This is a genomic window from Micromonospora sp. AP08 (assembly GCF_008085935.1).
GTDB classification, from domain to species: domain Bacteria; phylum Actinomycetota; class Actinomycetes; order Mycobacteriales; family Micromonosporaceae; genus Micromonospora; species Micromonospora chersina.
Genome location: NZ_VSEZ01000015.1, coordinates 90112 through 107121, shown reverse-complemented (window position 1 = coordinate 107121; position 17010 = coordinate 90112). Strand labels below are relative to the sequence as shown.

General features: G+C 74.0%; 17 protein-coding genes. 5 read left to right on the top strand and 12 right to left on the bottom strand.

All coding sequences use genetic code 11. The features are described 5' to 3' along the window. Positions 1-224: 224 nt before the first annotated feature. The 3 genes from FXF50_RS23230 to FXF50_RS23220 all read right to left on the bottom strand — a co-directional run bounded on the left by FXF50_RS23230 (position 225) and on the right by FXF50_RS23220 (position 3967). Positions 225-1892, bottom strand: a complete 1668-nt coding sequence (locus tag FXF50_RS23230; protein WP_148430986.1) for a fumarate hydratase — start codon at positions 1890-1892, stop codon at positions 225-227. A 77-nt stretch (positions 1893-1969) separates the two neighbouring features. Further along, complete coding sequence (locus FXF50_RS23225; protein ID WP_148430985.1) at positions 1970-3403, bottom strand: PQQ-binding-like beta-propeller repeat protein; 1434 nt, start codon at positions 3401-3403, stop codon at positions 1970-1972. Positions 3404-3475: 72 nt separating this feature from the next. After that, positions 3476-3967 carry an Lrp/AsnC family transcriptional regulator gene (locus tag FXF50_RS23220; protein ID WP_148430984.1) on the bottom strand — a complete coding sequence of 164 codons (492 nt, stop codon included), beginning with the start codon at positions 3965-3967 and terminating at the stop codon, positions 3476-3478. Between the two features lie 140 nt (positions 3968-4107). Between FXF50_RS23220 and hppD the strand changes: the two genes are divergently transcribed. From hppD to hisC, 4 genes are all read left to right on the top strand, one after another. Further along, positions 4108-5313 (top strand): 4-hydroxyphenylpyruvate dioxygenase, encoded by a 1206-nt coding sequence (hppD, locus tag FXF50_RS23215; protein ID WP_148430983.1) that lies wholly within the window; start codon positions 4108-4110, stop codon positions 5311-5313. Between the two features lie 10 nt (positions 5314-5323). Beyond that, complete coding sequence (locus FXF50_RS23210) at positions 5324-6037, top strand: RDD family protein (RefSeq protein ID WP_148430982.1); 714 nt, start codon at positions 5324-5326, stop codon at positions 6035-6037. 81 nt (positions 6038-6118) lie between these two features. Beyond that, the gene (locus FXF50_RS23205; protein WP_148430981.1) at positions 6119-7093 is read left to right on the top strand and encodes an RDD family protein; all 975 of its coding nucleotides are present in this window, start codon (positions 6119-6121) and stop codon (positions 7091-7093) included. Beyond that, positions 7090-8193 carry a histidinol-phosphate transaminase gene (gene hisC / locus FXF50_RS23200; protein WP_148430980.1) on the top strand — a complete coding sequence of 368 codons (1104 nt, stop codon included), beginning with the start codon at positions 7090-7092 and terminating at the stop codon, positions 8191-8193. The genes FXF50_RS23205 and hisC overlap by 4 nt, the downstream gene beginning before the upstream one ends. A 125-nt stretch (positions 8194-8318) precedes the next feature. Here hisC and FXF50_RS23195 read toward each other — a convergent pair whose 3' ends face one another. The 5 genes from FXF50_RS23195 to FXF50_RS23175 form a co-directional block, all read right to left on the bottom strand. Continuing rightward, positions 8319-9572, bottom strand: a complete 1254-nt coding sequence (locus tag FXF50_RS23195; RefSeq protein WP_148430979.1) for a PQQ-binding-like beta-propeller repeat protein — start codon at positions 9570-9572, stop codon at positions 8319-8321. Positions 9573-9658: 86 nt separating this feature from the next. Then, positions 9659-10141: an SRPBCC family protein gene (locus tag FXF50_RS23190; protein WP_148430978.1), complete on the bottom strand. Its 483-nt coding sequence runs from the start codon at positions 10139-10141 to the stop codon at positions 9659-9661. 108 nt (positions 10142-10249) lie between these two features. Further along, on the bottom strand, positions 10250-10459 hold the full coding sequence (locus FXF50_RS23185; protein ID WP_091317211.1) for a DUF397 domain-containing protein: 210 nt from the start codon (positions 10457-10459) through the stop codon (positions 10250-10252). Between the two features lie 142 nt (positions 10460-10601). Next, entirely contained in the window at positions 10602-11801 is a 1200-nt protein-coding gene (gene fahA, locus FXF50_RS23180) for a fumarylacetoacetase (protein ID WP_148430977.1), read from the bottom strand. 76 nt (positions 11802-11877) lie between these two features. Continuing rightward, the gene (locus FXF50_RS23175) at positions 11878-12735 is read right to left on the bottom strand and encodes a hypothetical protein (protein ID WP_148430976.1); all 858 of its coding nucleotides are present in this window, start codon (positions 12733-12735) and stop codon (positions 11878-11880) included. Positions 12736-12829: 94 nt separating this feature from the next. Between FXF50_RS23175 and FXF50_RS23170 the strand changes: the two genes are divergently transcribed. Beyond that, positions 12830-14026 carry a homogentisate 1,2-dioxygenase gene (locus tag FXF50_RS23170; protein WP_148430975.1) on the top strand — a complete coding sequence of 399 codons (1197 nt, stop codon included), beginning with the start codon at positions 12830-12832 and terminating at the stop codon, positions 14024-14026. Here FXF50_RS23170 and FXF50_RS23165 read toward each other — a convergent pair. Genes FXF50_RS23165 through FXF50_RS23150 form a run of 4 tightly spaced genes read right to left on the bottom strand, consistent with a single transcriptional unit; the run spans position 14023 to position 16837 of the window. After that, positions 14023-15060: a tetratricopeptide repeat protein gene (locus FXF50_RS23165; protein ID WP_148430974.1), complete on the bottom strand. Its 1038-nt coding sequence runs from the start codon at positions 15058-15060 to the stop codon at positions 14023-14025. The genes FXF50_RS23170 and FXF50_RS23165 overlap by 4 nt on opposite strands. Positions 15061-15102: 42 nt before the next feature. Further along, positions 15103-15585: a 2-C-methyl-D-erythritol 2,4-cyclodiphosphate synthase gene (gene ispF / locus FXF50_RS23160; protein ID WP_148430973.1), complete on the bottom strand. Its 483-nt coding sequence runs from the start codon at positions 15583-15585 to the stop codon at positions 15103-15105. Positions 15586-15601: 16 nt separating this feature from the next. Next, the gene (gene ispD / locus FXF50_RS23155) at positions 15602-16297 is read right to left on the bottom strand and encodes a 2-C-methyl-D-erythritol 4-phosphate cytidylyltransferase (RefSeq protein WP_148430972.1); all 696 of its coding nucleotides are present in this window, start codon (positions 16295-16297) and stop codon (positions 15602-15604) included. A 54-nt stretch (positions 16298-16351) separates the two neighbouring features. Then, complete coding sequence (locus FXF50_RS23150; protein ID WP_007073334.1) at positions 16352-16837, bottom strand: CarD family transcriptional regulator; 486 nt, start codon at positions 16835-16837, stop codon at positions 16352-16354. Positions 16838-17010: the final 173 nt, after the last annotated feature.

The window sequence follows — 17010 nt, the reverse complement described above, 5'->3', positions numbered from 1 at the left end:
CCGGTGCGCACAGATCGCCCTCCACCGGCGATAGCGATCTGATAGCGGATCGACAGCGGCAGCGGTGACACTCGTGCGCGGGTTGTCGGTGACGGCATCCGACGGGGGCGGTGCGCCCGGTCGGGCGAACACCCGGGCGGGCGCACCGATGTCGATGAGCGCCAGACGACGAAGGGGCGCCGGGCCTGATACCCGGCGCCCCTTTCGCGTACGCGCGTCGAAGGTCAACGCCGCCCGACGGTGAGCACCGGCTTGGTGACCTCGGCGAAGAAGTCGTTGCCCTTGTCGTCGACCACGATGAAGGCCGGGAAGTCCTCCACCTCGATCTTCCAGACCGCCTCCATGCCCAGCTCGGGGTATTCGAGCACCTCGACGTGCTTGATGCAGTCCTGGGCGAGGCGGGCCGCCGGGCCGCCGATCGAGCCGAGGTAGAAGCCGCCGTGCGCCTGGCAGGAGCGGGTGACCTGGGCGGAACGGTTGCCCTTGGCCAGCATCACCATCGACCCGCCGGCCGCCTGGAACTTCTCCACGTAGGCGTCCATCCGCCCGGCCGTGGTGGGGCCGAACGAGCCGGAGGCGTAGCCCTCGGGGGTCTTGGCCGGGCCGGCGTAGTAGACGGCGTGGTCCCGCAGGTACTGCGGCATGGGCTCACCGGCGTCCAGCCGCTCGGCGATCTTGGCGTGGGCGATGTCCCGGGCCACCACCAGCGGGCCGGTCAGCGACAGCCGGGTCTTCACCGGGTACTTCGACAGCTCGGCGCGGATCTCGTCCATCGGCCGGTTGAGGTCGACCCGGACGACCTCGGAGGTGTCCAGCTGGGCGTCGGTGACGTCGGGCAGGTAGCGCGCCGGGTCGGTCTCCAGGCGCTCCAGCCAGACGCCCGATGGGGTGATCTTGGCGACCGCCTGCCGGTCGGCCGAGCAGGAGACCGCGATGGCCACCGGGCAGGACGCGCCGTGCCGGGGCAGCCGGACCACGCGGACGTCGTGGCAGAAGTAGCGGCCGCCGAACTGCGCGCCGATGCCGAAGTTGCGGGTCAGCTCCAGCACCTCGGCCTCCAGTTCGAGGTCGCGGAAGCCGTGCGCGCTCATCGAGCCCTGCGTCGGGAGGGCGTCCAGGTACTTCGCCGAGGCGTACTTGGCGGTCTTCAGCGCGTATTCCGCGGAGGTGCCGCCGATGACGATGGCCAGGTGGTAGGGCGGGCAGGCCGCGGTGCCGATGAGGCGCAGCTTCTCCTCCAGGAACTGCATCATCCGCGTCGGGTTCAGCAGCGCCTTGGTCTCCTGGTAGAGGTAGGACTTGTTGGCCGAGCCACCGCCCTTGGCCATGAAGAGGAACTTGTAGGCGTCGGGGTGGCCGTCCGGGTCCTCGGCGTAGAGCTCGACCTGGGCGGGCAGGTTGCTGCCGGTGTTCCGCTCCTCCCACATGGTCAGCGGGGCGAGCTGGGAGTAGCGCAGGTTGAGCCGGGTGTACGCCTGGTAGACGCCGCGCGAGATCGCCTCGGCGTCGGCGCCGTCGGTGAGCACGTGCCGGCCGCGCTTGCCCATCACGATCGCGGTGCCGGTGTCCTGGCACATCGGCAGGACGCCACCGGCGGCGATGTTGGCGTTGCGCAGCAGGTCCAGCGCGACGAACCGGTCGTTCGGCGAGGCCGCCGGGTCGTCGATGATCGACCGGAGCTGGGCCAGGTGGGCCGGGCGCAGGAAGTGGGCGATGTCGTGCATCGCCTCGGCCGTCAGCGCGGTCAGCGCGGCGGGCTCCACGGTGAGGAAACGGCGGCCACCCGGGCCGTCGACGACGTCGACGCCCTCGTCCGTGACCAGGCGGTACTCCGTCTGGTCGGGTCCGGTCGGCAGCAGGGGGGCGTACGAGAAGGCGGCGGCACTGCTCATGACGGAAAAGCCTAGGGCAGAGCCGTCGATCGGTGGCACCCGCCGGGTGCGTCCTGGGACGCCGCTCTCACCCGGCGTCACTTGCCGTCGGCGCAGAGTTCGTTCTTCGGGCCGCAGCTGCCCTGGTCGGTCGGGGGTCGCCAGGTGTCGCCCGGGTCCGGCGCGGGCACCGCGCCCTCGTCGGGCGGGGGCACCGCGGCGGCGCCGGCGCCCCAGCGGACGTACCCGATCTCCCGGCCCTCGCCGATGATCATGCCGTGCGGACCGACCGCCAGGGCGTTCGCCGACGTGCGCAGCAGGACCAGCTCCTGACCGCTGCGCGGCTCGACCGCGATGAGCCGGGACGGCTTCTCCTCGGCGATCAGCGCCGCGTACGGGGTGAGCGCGGCGCCGCTCTTCCCGCCGGCCGGCCGGGTCCACCGGGTGCCGTCGGCCGTCAGCTCCCGGCCGAACAGCGAGCGCTTGTCGGCGCTGCGCACCACCGCGTAGCGGTCGTCGACGGCGAGCACCTTCTCGCCCTCCCCGCCGACGAGGAGCAGCCGGCCGTCGTACCCGTCGAGGACCGCCTCGCGCCCGTCCGGGGCGACCCCGAGCAGCACGTTGCGGGCGCCCTGCGGGTCCTCCCGCTGCACGCATCCGGCGTAGTCGGCGGTCCGCAGGTTCACCCCGTTGCGCCGCCACACCTGCTGCCCGGTCGCCGGGTCGACGGCGGTGAGGACGAAATAGCAGCTGCCGTCCCGGGAGGTGGCCGAGATCCGGAGCAACCGGCCGCCGACCACCGCGAGCCGCTCCTCGCGGCCCGGCTCGACGTTCTGGAGCACCCGGCCGGTCGCGGTGTCCACCACGTGCACCCGGCCGTCCACCGGGAAGCCGAGCAGCGGCGGGACCGACTCCGGCCCGGCCACCCCCTCGTCGATCCGCGGCGCGCCGAGGCGCCGGGTGCCCAGCAGCTCCGGGTTGTCGGCGAGCACCCCGCTGTGCACGCCGGGCAGGAACGCGCTCCAGCGCGGCGCGGTGCCGCGCGGCTCCCAGGCGCGCAGGGTGCAGTCGGTGGGCTGCACGCAGTAGGCGTCGAGCAGCAGGTTGCGGTACGTCCAGACGGCGATGGCCCGCTCGTCGCGGCGACGCACCACGCCGGTGGTGGGGTCGAGCACCTCGTACCCCTTGTCGAGGAGCTTGCCCACGGCGACGACCGGGTCCCGGTCGCTGCCGGCCACCGCGGCCCAGTCGGCCTTGCGCTCCCAGAGCTGCGCGCCGGTGGCCAGGCTGCGCGCCTCGACCCGGGTGCGCTGCTCGACGATCACCGTGTCGCCGGCGATGGTGACGCTTCTCGGTGTGCCGCCGACCCGCTGCTGCCAGACCGGCTCGGGGTCGGCGATCGGCCTGCTCCGGTCGATCCAGTCCGAGATGGCGGGAAACGGGTTCCACACCCCGGCGGCGACGAGCACGACCACGGTGATGAGCCCCAGCAGCAACCAGCCGCGTACGCCAAGGCCCTTCACACCGCACACGGTAGCGACGACCACCGCTGCGCCGGCCCCCCGCAGGGCCGTGTCGCGCCGCTTTCTCGGTCAACCGCCGTGCTACGCGCCCCGGGCGGCCGAGCGGACCAGGGGCAGGGTGCGGTACGGGATCTGCTCGGCGAGGGCGATGATCGTGGAGGCGCGGCGGATGCCCTCCGAGGCGACGATCTGGTCGATGACCCGCTGGAGGTCGGTGTTCGACCGGGCCACGATGCGGCAGAGCAGGTCGCTGGAACCGGTGATGGTGTGCGCCTCCAGCACCTCGGGAATGGCGGCCAGGTGCGCGGTCACCGGGTCGTGGCCGTGCCGCTGGCTGATCTCCAGGGTCACGAAGCTGGTCACCCCGAACCCGATGGCGGCCGGTGAGATGTCCGGCCCGAACCCGGCGATCACCCCCCGCTCGACCAGCTTGTCGAGCCGGGCCTGGACGGTGCCCCGGGCCACGCCGAGCCGCCGTGAGCACTCCAGCACCCCGATCCGGGGTTCCTCGGCGAGCAGATCGATCAAGCGGGCATCCAGCCCGTCGAGCTGTACATCCTGACCAGTGTTCATGGGGTTTCATATTACCGAATGCGCAACCTGACCAGGGTTTTCGACAACTGTTGCCCAACCGGCGGCCGCGCAGCGATCCTCGCCACAACAGCAGATCAACGGCGGCCCACGAGGCCGGCCGGTGCGCAAGGGAGGCCACCATGACCCAGGCGATCGACCGACCCCAGTCGACCGAGGAGGTCGACGTCGACGCCCTCGTCGGCGCCGTCGACCACGACATCACCCGCGACCCGTTCCCGGTCAAGGGCCTCGACCACGTGCACTTCCTGGTGGGCAACGCCAAGCAGGCCGCCCACTACTACTCCACCGCGTTCGGCATGACCTGCGTGGCGTACCGGGGGCCGGAGCAGGGCTACCGGGACCACGCCCAGTACGTGCTGACCAGCGGCTCCGCGCGGTTCGTGCTGACCGGCGCGGTCCGCCCCGACGCCGACGGCGCCGAGCACGTGGCGAAGCACAGCGACGGTGTCTCCGACATCGCGCTGGAGGTGCCCGACGTGGACGCGGCGTACGCGCACGCCACCGCCCAGGGCGCCACCGGCCTGGTCGAGCCGCACGACGTCAGCGACGAGCACGGCACCGTCCGGATGGCGGCCATCGCCGCCTACGGCGACACCCGGCACACGCTTGTCGACCGGTCCCGCTACACCGGCCCGTTCCTGCCCGGCTTCGTGGCCCGCGGCCCGATCGTGGACCGGCAGCCGATGATCGACGCCGGCATCCAGCCGAAGCGCTTCTTCCAGGCCGTCGACCACGTGGTCGGCAACGTGGAGCTGGGCCGGATGGACGAGTGGGTCGAGTTCTACAAGCGGGTCATGGGCTTCAGCAACATGGCCGAGTTCATCGGCGACGACATCGCCACCGACTACTCGGCGCTCATGAGCAAGGTGGTGGCGAACGGCACCCGCAAGGTGAAGTTCCCGCTCAACGAGCCGGCCGTCGCCCGCAAGAAGTCGCAGATCGACGAGTACCTCGAGTTCTACCAGGGCCCGGGCGCCCAGCACATCGCCGTGGCCACCAACGACATCCTGGCCAGCGTCGACGCCATGCGGGCCGCCGGTGTCGAGTTCCTGGACACCCCGGACTCCTACTACGAGGACCCGGAGCTGCGCGCCCGGATCGGCCAGGTGCGGGTGCCGATCGAGGAGCTGCAGTCCCGCAAGATCCTGGTCGACCGCGACGAGGACGGCTACCTGCTCCAGATCTTCACCAAGCCGGTGCAGGACCGCCCGACCGTCTTCTTCGAGCTGATCGAGCGGCACGGCTCGCTGGGCTTCGGCAAGGGCAACTTCAAGGCCCTGTTCGAGGCCATCGAGCGGGAGCAGGAGAAGCGCGGGAACCTGTAACACTGTCCGCGTGACCGAGCCTTCCCCCGCGTCTCCGCCGCCCGTCGGGCCCCCGCCCGCGGGCGGCGGCTTCGCGCCGCCGTCCGGGCCGTACCTGCCGCCGCCGCAGCACACCCCACCCACGTACGCCGGGCTGCCGAGCTACCCGCCACCACCCCCGGGGTACGCCCCGCACGCCGCCTTCGTGCCGCCTCCCCTGGCCCCCAGCGGGCAGCCGCTGGCCGGCTTCGGCGAGCGGCTGCTGGCCTGGCTGATCGACGGCCTGGTGGCCACCGCGGTGGCGATGGTGCTCTTCGCGCCGGTCTTCCTCTGGATGGTCGTCAAGATGGTCGACGACCTGCCGCCGCCCGGGCCGGCCGGCACGGTGGCCGGGCCCGACTTCGGCACCGCCATGACCGACTTCTTCCTGCCCGTGCTCCTCGCCGAGTTCGGCGTCCTCGCGCTCATGCTCGTCTTCTACTGGCTCTACCACGTCGAGTACGCCCGCCGGAGCGGGCAGACGCTCGGCAAGAAGGTGATGAAACTGCGCATCGTCCCGCTCGACCCGCACGCCCCGCTCACCCGGGGCATGCTCGGCAAGCGGTACCTCGTGGAGTTCGTCGCCGGCGCGCTGGTTCCCTTCGCCAACTACCTCGACGGTTTCTGGCAGCTCTGGGACAAGCCCTGGCAGCAGTGCCTGCACGACAAGTTCGCCGGGACCGTCGTCGTTAAGGTTGCACCGTGAGCGTGAGGAGTGAGCCGGGTTTGCGAGCCCCGCAGTCGCGAACTGGGTCGGCGTCGTGAGCGAGCACACCGAGGCACGGCCGTGAGCGTGCAGCCCGGCTGGTACGTCGACCCCGCCGATCCCGAGACCCGCCGGTACTGGGACGGCGAGGGGTGGATCGGCGCGCCGATCCCGGTCGACGCCACCCCGCCCGACGGACCACCGCCGCCCGAGCCGGAACCCGCCGCCGCACCGGCCGCCGCCGCCGCGCCGCACCCGGGCCAGCCGGCCCCGGTGACCGGTGCGCACCCCGGCGGTCCGGCCCCCGGGCCGTGGTCGGGGCCGCCGGCCGGTGGGCCGGGTCAGCCGTGGCCGGGACAGCCCGGTCAGCCGGGGCCCTTGGCGGGCCCGCCCGGCCAGCAGGGGCCGCCGCCGGGCTGGCCGTACCCGGGCTGGCCGGGGCGCCCGCCGGCCCCGCGACCGCACGGCCTGCCGCTCGCCTCGTACGGCGCCCGGCTGGTCGCCCGTCTGATCGACCTCGGCGTGGTGTTCCTGCTCAACGCCGTGGTCAACGGCTGGTTCGTCTGGCGCTACATCGAGGAGATCTCGCCGTACCTGCGCGAGTCGGTGCGCCGGTCGCTGGCCGGGGAGACCTCCACCGAGGGGCTGCCCCAGCCGGGCGAGCAGGCCGCCGGGCTCCAGATCGCCATCCTGCTGATCGCCACCGCGCTGTGGTTCGCCTACGAGGTGCCCTCGATGGCGGCGCGCGGGCAGACCTTCGGCAAGCGGCTCATGGGCGTCCGGGCCCTGCCGGTCGAGGCGGACCAGCCGCTCGGCTTCGGCCGGGCCACCCGGCGCTGGAGCACCCTCGGCCTGCCCACCCTGCTCTGGTACTGCTGCGGCCTCGGCCTGCTGCTCCAGTTCGTCGACGCGGTCTCCCCGCTCTTCGACCAGCCGCTGCGCCAGGCCCTGCACGACAAGCGGGCGCAGACCGTGGTGGTCCAGCTCCCCCGCACCCGGCCCGACACCCGTACCGCCCCGCGCGACCGCGCCAACCCCCCGGGAGACACCCCATGACCGACACCGGACGTCACCAGCCTCCGCTGCGGCTCACCCGCGCCGACCTGGACGCGCTGCCCAACTACGTGCCCGGGCGCAGCCCGGCCGACCTGGCCCGCGAGCTGGGCCTGCCCGAGGCGATCAAGCTGGCCAGCAACGAGGTGCCGTACGGCCCGCTGCCCGGCGTGGTGGAGGCGGTCGCCGAGGCGGTGGCCGCTTCGCACCGCTACCCGGACATGGGCGTCGTGGCGCTGCGCCAGGCCCTCGCCGAGCGGTACGGCGTGGACGCCGACCGGATCGCCACCGGCTGCGGCTCGGTGGCGCTGGCCGAGCACCTGGTCCGGGCGACCTGCCTCCCCGGCGACGAGCTGCTGTACTCGTGGCGGTCCTTCGAGGCGTACCCGATCATCGCGGCGACCAGCGGCGCGACCAGCGTGCGCGTGCCGAACGACGCCGGCCACGGCCACGACCTGGCCTCGATGGCGGCGGCGGTGACCGACCGGACCCGGATGATCCTGGTCTGCAACCCGAACAACCCGACCGGCACGGCGGTCCGCAAGGCGGAACTGGACCGCTTCCTCGACGCGGTGCCGGACGACGTGCTCGTGGTGATCGACGAGGCGTACCGGGAGTTCGTCACCGATCCCGAGGTGCCGGACGGCCTCAGCTACCTGGACCGGCCGAACGTCGCGGTGCTGCGCACCCTGTCCAAGGCGTGGGGCCTGGCCGGCCTGCGGATCGGCTGGCTGGTCGCCGAGCCGACCGTGGCCGCCGCGGTGCGCAAGGTGGTCACCCCCTTCTCCACGAGCATGGCCGCGCAGGCGGGCGCGCTGGCCGCGCTGGCCCAGGCCGACGAGGTCGAGCGGCGGTGCGCGCTGGTCGTCGCCGAGCGCGACCGGGTCACCGAGGCGCTGCGCAAGTTCGTCCCGGACGTGCCGGACAGCCAGGCCAACTTCGTCTGGCTGCCGCTGGGCGACCGGGCCGTGGAGTTCGGCAAGGCGTGCGAGGCGCGAGGTGTGATCGTCCGACCGTTCCCCGGCGACGGGGTGCGGGTCACCATCGGCACGCCGGCCGAGAACGACGCCTTCCTGGCGGCCGCCGAGGCCGCGCTGGCCTGACGGCCCAGGTCCTGGGCCGGTCCGTCAACCCCCTACGGACCGGCCCAGGACGCCTCGGGTCGTCCGGCCGGGCTGCGACGCACGGACAACCCAGGGAAACCGTACCATTTGTCCGTTTCGTGCGGTCAGGTCGCGGCCAGCAGCACCGGCTCGGCCATCAGGAACCAGCCCTGGTCGTCGTCGTCCGGACGGGCCCGCTCGCGGAGCCGCTCCACCGCCACGTAGCCGTCCGCCGCGTGCGCCCGGCCGGGCTGCCAGCCGATCCCGTCCCGGCCGATGTCCATGGCGAACCGGGACCGCTCCGCGCCCGTCACCGGGTCGAGGGTGACCAGGTCCCGCCCCTCGGTCAGCAGGTGCACCCGGCCCGGCTCGACCGCCAGGATCCGGACCGGCCCGAGGTCGGCCCGGCGCCACAGCTCCTCGCCCGTGCGGGCGGACCGCCCGGTGACCACACCACCCGCGGTACCCACCGCCCGCTCGCCGTCCAGCACGGCGTCCGGGCCGTCCAGGGCGGGGGCGGCCACCGGCTCACCCGCGCCGACGACCAGCCAGCCCCGGCCGGTCTCGTCGCCGCGCCCGGAGGTACGCAGGCCCCGACAGGCCGAGCGCCCGTCCCGGCAGCCCACCGGGGTCACCACGAGCTGGCCCGGGGCGTCCGGCGGCCGCCAGCGGGTCCGCACCGCGCCGGTCGCGGCGTCCCGGAACTCGACCGCGGCCGGCCCGGCGCACGAGTCCACCCCGACCACCTCGCCGGCGGCCGTGGTGCCCACGTCGGCGCGGCAGCCCCGCCCCACCTCGGCCCGCCACAGCCGGCGGCCGTCCGTGAGGGCGTACCCGCCGACCGCGCCCGGGCCTGCGGCGACCAGCACGGTGCGGCCGTCGGCGGCCCGGGTGACGTGCAGGCCCGCCGGGTCCCAGACCGTGGCGGCGTAGGTGCGGCGGGGCTTCGGCACCGCGCCCGGCGCGGGGCCGTCGGCCCGCCAGGCGACCCGCCCGGTACGCGCGTCCAGCGCCACCAGCTTCCCGTCGGACCAGCGGCTCACCACCGTGGTGCCCTCGGCGAGCACGCCGACCAGCTTCGCCGGCCAGCGGCGGTACGACCAGAACGGGGTGACCCGGTGCCTTCCGGAGACCGGCTGGTCGGCGTACACCTGGCGGGCGCCCGCGTAGACGCGGAGCCGGCCGTCCACGACGAGCGGCGCCACCGGCAACCGGCCGATCACGCCGACCGGCGGGGTGGGCGCGGCCGGGTACGCGCCCCGGGCGACCGTCTCCACCTCGGCGGGCGCGAGGACCCGCAGGACCACGGCGGCCGCCGCCGCGACGGCCAGCACCGCCACGACCGCCACCGCGATCCGCCGCCCCGAGGGCTTCCCCATGCCGTACCTCCGCCCGGCACCCTACCCAGCGGCGGCTCCCGGGCCCCGCACCGGCCGACCACGCTCGGGTCGGCCCGCGGGTCGGCTCAGGCGGCCTCGGCGGACCGGGCGGGCCCGACGGCCAGCGCCAGGTCGGCCAGGTCGCGGCGGAGGGCGCCCTCCACGGCCCGGGCGGCCAGGCCGCCGAGGATCAGGGCCAGCACCCGGCCGTACGGGCGGGTCGGCACCGCCTCGTGCTCGACGGTGACCTCGGTGCAGCCGCGCCGCCGGCGCTCGACGGCGCGCAGCGTCCAGGTGATCCGGTAGTCGGCGCCCGCGCCCCGGGAGCTGAGCACCAGCCGTGCCGGGGCGGCGGCCTCGACCACCAGGAACTCCTCCGCCTCGGCGACCCCGTCCGGCCGGACCCGGGTCTCCCGCCAGGCCGTGCCGGGCGCGAGGTCGCCGGGGCTGAGAACCTCGACGTCGCCGACCGCGGACAGCCAGTCGGCCCGCGCCGGGAGGTCGGTGAGGAGCCGCCAGACGTCGACGTCCTGCGCTTCGATGAATGCGGAAACCGTCACCGTCGACATGGCACCTCCCGTGTCGTCCACGGTACGGGCCGTGACCGGGTAACGGGAGCCTTGCGGTGACATTTCCACCACCGGTGCCCCGAGCGGGGCACCGGGCGCGGCGAGGGGTCAGCGCCGGAAGGCGTCACCCCGGATCGCGGCGACGAACGCCGTCCAGCCCGGTGGGCTGACGGCGAGCGCCGGGCCCTGCGGGTCCTTCGAGTCGCGTACGCCCACCACGCCGTGCGCGGCCACCACGTTGGTGGCCACCTCGACACAGAGGCCCTGATCGTTGGAGCGGCTGCTGGTGCGCCAGACGGCGCCGGTCAGCTCGGTCATCTCTCGGTCCTTCCTGTTCCACTCGGGTGCGCCCCGGCCCGCACCGCCAGGGCGTACGCGGTCCGCGACGATCAACGGCCAAGGAAACGTCCCCGGTCGCACAGCGGGTGCGACCGGGGACGGAGAGTGAAAAGGGGCCGGTTCAGCGGGCCGGGAGGATGCTTCCGGTGACCTCGCCGAGGGCGATGGTGGTGCCGTCCGGCCCGGGCGCGGTGGCGGTGATCGTCACCGTGTCCCCGTCCTCCAGGAAGGTGCGGGCGGCGCCGTCGGCGAACTTGACCGGCTCGGTCCCGCCCCAGGTCAGCTCCAGGAACGAGCCGACCTGGCCGCGCTCCGGCCCGGAGACGGTGCCGGAGGCGTAGAGGTCGCCGGTCCGCAGCGACGCGCCGTTCACGGTGAGGTGGGCGAGCTGCTGGGCCGGCGTCCAGTACATGGTGGCGAAGGGCGGCTCGGCGACCCGCTCGCCGTTCCACTCGACCGACAGGGTCAGGTCCAGCCCGAGGTGCGGGGTGTCGTGCAGGTACTCCTGCACCGGCGGGTCCTGGTCCGGGGCGGGCACGAAGGCGTCGGCCAGCGCGTCCAGCGGGGTGACCCAGGCCGAGACCGAGGTGGCGAAGGACTTGCCCAGGAACGGGCCCAGCGGCTGGTACTCCCACGCCTGGATGTCCCGGGCGGACCAGTCGTTGACCAGCACCACGCCGAAGACGTGGTCGGCGAAGTCCGCGACGGCGACGCGGTCGCCGAGCCGGCTCGGCACCCCGACCACGAAACCGACCTCGGCCTCGATGTCCAGCCGCACGGATGCGCCCGTGGTCGGCCCCTGTGCGGTGGCCCGCTGCCCGCTGGGGCGGACGACCGGGGTGCCGGAGACGACCACGGTGCCGGCGCGGCCGTGGTAGCCGATCGGCACGTGCTTCCAGTTCGGCAGCAGGGGCGGCTGCCCGGGCCGGAAGATCTGCCCGACGTTCGACGCGTGGTGCTCGGACGAGTAGAAGTCGACGTAGTCGGCCACCTCGAACGGGAGCAGCAGCTCCACCTCGCGCAGCGGCACCAGCAGCGGCTCCACGGCCGGCCGGTGCGCCGGGTCGGTGAGCAGCTCGGTCACCCGCTGCCGGACGGCGGTCCACTGCGGACGGCCGAGCGCCATGAAGTCGTTGAGGGTCGGCCGGCCCAGCGCCCCGGCGGCCAGCACCAGCCCGGCGGCCTCCGCCCCGGCCAGGTCCAGCACGAAATCACCGATGCGTACGCCGATCCGCGGCGCGCGGTCGCCCTGCCGGAACACCCCGTACGGCAGGTTGCTCACCCCGTACGCGGAACCCGCGGCACCCGTCACCCAGCTCATGCCGCCACTCCGCTCCGCTCCGTGGCGCCATGAGGCACCATCGCACTGAACCTGCTGATTCGCTCGCTACGCTCGCTCATTCCTCAAAACCCCCGTTCACCAGCCCCAGCCGGATCAGATCGGTCAGTGGTTCGGAGATGCTGCACGAGCCGTAGCCGACCCACAGCGGGCGCTCGGCCTCCCGGTGCGACCGGGCCAGCTCGACCACCCGGAGCGGGTCGGTGGCGGCCAGCAGCTCGGCCACCCCGTCCACCTCGGCGCCCCCGGTGGCGGCCAGGGTGGCGGCCAGCACGTTGACGAAGCCGTGGTGGGTGAAGCCGGTCTCCGGGTCCCGGTGCCGGATCGCGTGGTGCAGCCCGGCGGTCAGCTTGAACGGCAGTTCCCGGTCCCGGCAGGCGCAGAGCACCGCGGCCAGTTCGACCGGGGTCGGGAACAGCTCGGCGGCCAGCCCGCCGGTGCGGAACTTGGCGGCCACCGGCAGCCCGCCGGCCCGCGCCTCGGCGAGGGCGTCCAGCGCGCCCATCAGCCCGAAGGTCAGCGGGATCTCGGCGTAGACGGTGGTGCCGGCGAGGCGCTCGGCGAGCTTGACCAGGTCGGCCAGGCCCGGCTGCGGGTCCTCGCCGCGCTTGGCGACCGGCGCCTCGACCTGGCGGACGGCGAGCCGGGGGTCCGCCTCGGCGAGGGCCTCCTCCAGCCGGCCGACCGGCACGTCACCGATCACGCCGACCGCCAGTGTCGCCTCCGGGGCGAGCAGTTCGGGCAGGTCCGGCAGGGTCGAGGCGGGCAGCAGCAGCGGGCCGACCAGGTCGGCGTACCAGCCGGCCCGGTGCCGGTGATGCGCGGTCACGGCGTCCGGCAGCGCGGCGCTGCCGGGCGGGAAGACCGCCGCGTCGTCGACCAGGCCGGCGAGAAGGCGGGGCACCTGCGTTGACACGAGACAAGAATCTACGGGACGCTACAAGGAACGGACAGCCGCGTCCGATTATCGGACGTCACCGGCCGGAGAACGGGACATATCGGGAGGCGAGATGCCGTACTACCGCAGCGTCGGCGAGGTGCCCCGCAAGCGCCACACCCAGTTCCGCCAGCCCGACGGCAGCCTGTACGCCGAGGAGCTGGTCGGTCAGGAGGGCTTCTCCTCCGACTCGTCGCTGCTCTACCACCGGCACGCCCCCACCGCGATCGTGGCCGCCGAGGAGTTCACCCCGCCCGCCTTCACCCGGGTGCCCAACCTGCCGCTCAAGCCCCGGCACCTGCGCACCCACAAGCTCGACGGGGCCGGCGCCGACCCGGTGCTCGGCCGGCAGTACCTGCTCGCCAACGACGACGTGCGGATCGCGTACGTGCTGGCGGACAAGCCGTCGCCGCTGTTCCGGGACGCCACCGGCGACCACTGCCTCTACCTCGAGTCCGGCTCGCTGCGCGTGGAGTCCCCGTTCGGCGTGCTGGAGGCGGTGGCCGGCGACTACGTCGTCATCCCCACCTCGACCATCCACCGCCTCGTGCCCACGGGCGACGAACCGCCCCGGCTGCTCGCCGTCGAGGCCGCCGGCCACATCGGCCCGCCCAAGCGCTACCTCTCGGTGCGCGGGCAGTTCCTGGAGCACTCCCCCTACTGCGAGCGGGACGTCCGCGGGCCGGACACGCCGCTGCTGGTCGACGAGACCGACGTCGAGGTGCTGGTCCGGCACCGTTCCCGGGCGGCACGCCCGGACGGCAGCGGCACAGTCTGGACACGTCATGTTTATGCGAACCACCCGTTCGACGTGGTCGGCTGGGACGGGCACATGTACCCGTGGGCGTTCTCCATCCACGACTTCGAGCCGATCACCGGCCGGATCCACCAGCCGCCGCCCGTGCACCAGACCTTCCAGGGCCCGAACTTCGTGATCTGCTCGTTCGTGCCGCGCAAGGTCGACTACCACCCGGACGCCATCCCGGTGCCGTACAACCACCACAACGTCGACTCCGACGAGATGCTCTTCTACACCGGCGGCAACTACGAGGCCCGGCGCGGCTCCGGCATCGAGCAGGGCTCGATCTCGCTGCACCCGTCCGGCTTCACCCACGGCCCCCAGCCGGGCGCCGCGGAGCGGTCGATCGGGGCGGAGTTCTTCGACGAACTGGCCGTCATGGTGGACACCTTCCGCCCGCTGGACCTCTGCGACGCGGGGACCGCCTGCGAGGACGACGCGTACGCCTGGACCTGGGCGCGCCGGGCCTAGCGCACCGGGTGCCGGCCGGCGCGGGCGAGCACGGCGAACCCGGCCACCACCGTCACGGTGATCCCCGCGACCAGCGGCCACGGGCCGCCGACCAGCGCGTAGAGCACCAGCAGCGCCGGGGCGGCGGCCACCGCGTACACGCTCAGGGCCAGGCCGCGGTCGGCGCGGAGCAGCCCGGGCAGGACGGTGTCCCGCAGGCCGGGCAGCCGGGCCGCGCTCCGCCAGACCAGCAGCGCCCCGCCCAGCGCGGCCAGCACCGCGAGGACGCGGGACGGGCCGGGCGCGACCGGGGCCAGGAAGGCGACCAGCACGGTGGCGACCAGCGACCAGCCGGCGCCGTGGAGCACCAGGCGGTGCAGCGGGTCGACGGTGGTCGGGCCGGCGTCGCGGCGTTCCGGGTCCATGGTGGCCGCCTCGGCCAGGTGCTCCAGCGCCTCCGCGTAGCGGCGCTGCTCCAGCCGGATCACGCCCGTGTCGTGCCGCGCCGCGGCCACCTCCGGGTCCAGCCGCAGCGCCTCGCGGTAGGCACGCTCGGCCAGGTCGTACAGCTCCAGCCGGGCGGCGACCAGACCGAGCACCAGGTGCGCCTGCGCGGTCTCCGGGGCCAGCTCCACACCCCGCCAGGCGGCGTTGAGCGCGGGCTGGCCGTTGCGGGCGCCGGCCAGGATCGCGGCGGCGGTCCGCTGGGCGTACGCGTCGTCCGGGCCGAGCGCCAGGATCTGGTCCCCGGTGCTCGCGGCGGCCTTCCACCGGCCCAGGTCGACCAGGGCGAAGCCGCGCGCCACCAACGGCGACAGGGCACCCGGGGCGGCGGCCACGGCCGCCTCGGCGACCGGCAGCGCCTCCGCCGACCGGTCCGCGGCCAGGTGCACCCGGGCCAGCATGGTCAACGCCTCGGCGTTGCCCGGGTGGCCGGCGAGCGCGGCGTCGAGTTCCTCGGCGGCCTCGTCGTACCGGCCCAGTTCGGCGAGGAGCTGCGCGCGCTGGAGGTAGCCGTCGGCGGCGGACTGGTCGGGGGCGGCGTCGTTCGACATCCCGGCGAGCGTAGCCTCCGGCCCGGCCGTCCGCCCGTCGTCTTACGCCGCCGGCGCCTCGTAGACCAGGGCCACCGCGATCCCGGTGAGCCCCTCGCCGCGCCCCGTGAAGCCCAGGCCGTCGGTGGTGGCGGCGGAGACGGTGACCGGCGCGCCGACCGCCGCGGAGAGCACCCGCTGCGCCTCGTCCCGGCGCGGGCCGATCTTGGGTCGGTTGCCGACCACCTGGACCGACACGTTGCCGATCTCGAAGCCGGCCGCCCGGACCCGCCGGGCGCTCTCGGTCAGCAGGGCCACACCGGACGCGCCCGCCCACTCCGGCTGGTCCACGCCGAAGTTCGCGCCCAGGTCGCCGAGGCCGGCCGCGGAGAGCAGGGCGTTGCTGGCGGCGTGCGCCGCCACGTCGGCGTCCGAGTGGCCGGCCAGGCCGTCCTGGTCCGGCCAGTGCAGGCCCGCGACCCAGCAGGGGCGCCCGGCCGCGAAGGCGTGCACGTCGGTGCCGATGGCCACCCGAGGAACGATCATGAACCGAGGGTACGCGTCAGGCGCCGGTGGCCAGCAGGTGCTCGGCCAGGGCCAGGTCGAACGGGCGAGTGATCTTCAGGGCCAGCTCCGACCCGGGTACGCAGTCCACCGGGACGCCCAGCTTCTCGACCAGTCCGGCGTCGTCGGTGAGCGGGTCGCCGGCCGCCTCGTGGGCGGCGGTGAGCACCGACCGGCGGAAGCCCTGCGGGGTCTGCACCGCGCGTAGGGCGGCCCGGTCGACCGTGCCGAGGACCCGTTCGCCGGCGTCGACCTCCTTGACCGTGTCGACCACCGGCAGCACCGGAATCACCGCGTCGTGGCCGGCGCGGACCGCGGCGGCCACCGACTCGACCAGCTCGGGCGGGGTGAGCGCCCGCGCCGCGTCGTGCACGAGGACGATCTCCGGCCCGGCGGGGACGGCGGCCAGCGCGGCGGCCACCGACGCCTGGCGCTCGGCGCCGCCGGGGACCACGGTGACCGGGGCCACCGGCGCGAGCATCGCCCGGACCGACTCGACGTCGGCGGCCGGGGCGGCCACCACGACGGTGTGCACCGAGGGCGCGGCGGCGATCCGGCGCACCGCGTGCACCAGCAGCGGCTCGCCGGCCAGCAGCCGGAGCGCCTTGGGCGCGCCCGGGCCGAGGCGTACCCCGGCACCGGCCGCAGGAACGAGGACCGCGACGTCACCGCGCGGATTGAGCTGCGCGGTCACGTCGCGGTCCTCGGATTCGTTTGCTACGGCGTGGGTACGACGATGAGGTGTGGATCAGGCCTCGGTCAGCACCTTGTCGAGCAGCGTCTCCGCCTCGTCCTTGGTGCTCTTCTCGGCCAGCGCGACCTCGCCGACGAGAATGTCGCGGGCCTTGGCCAGCATGCGCTTCTCACCCGCGGAGAGACCCCGCTCCCGCTCCCGGCGCCACAGGTCGCGGACGACCTCGGCAACCTTCAGCGGGTTACCGGAGGCCAGCTTCTCCAGATTCGCCTTGTAACGCCGCGACCAGTTGGTCGGCTCCTCGGTGTGCGGTGCACGGAGCACGTCGAAGACCTTGCCCAGGCCCTCTTCGCCGACCACCTCTCGCACACCCACGATCTCGGCGTTCTCGGCGGGCACCCGGACCGTCAGGTCACCCTGCGCGACCCTGAGGACGAGGTACTGCTTAGGCTCGCCCTTGATGACCCGAGTCTCGATTGCCTCGATGAGTGCGGCCCCGTGGTGGGGGTAAACAACGGTCTCGCCGACACTGAAAACCATAGGTTCGAAACCCCTTTCGCTGTGTCTAGGGTAACACGCTCAGGCACTGATGTCTCACCGCTGTCCTGACCGTTGGCGCAGCTCAGGGGCCCTGTGAGAGGTATTTCTTCAGCTTGACAGGCGGTCAAGCCGATGGTTTCGACACGCTCCGTGACCAACGGATGACAACCCGG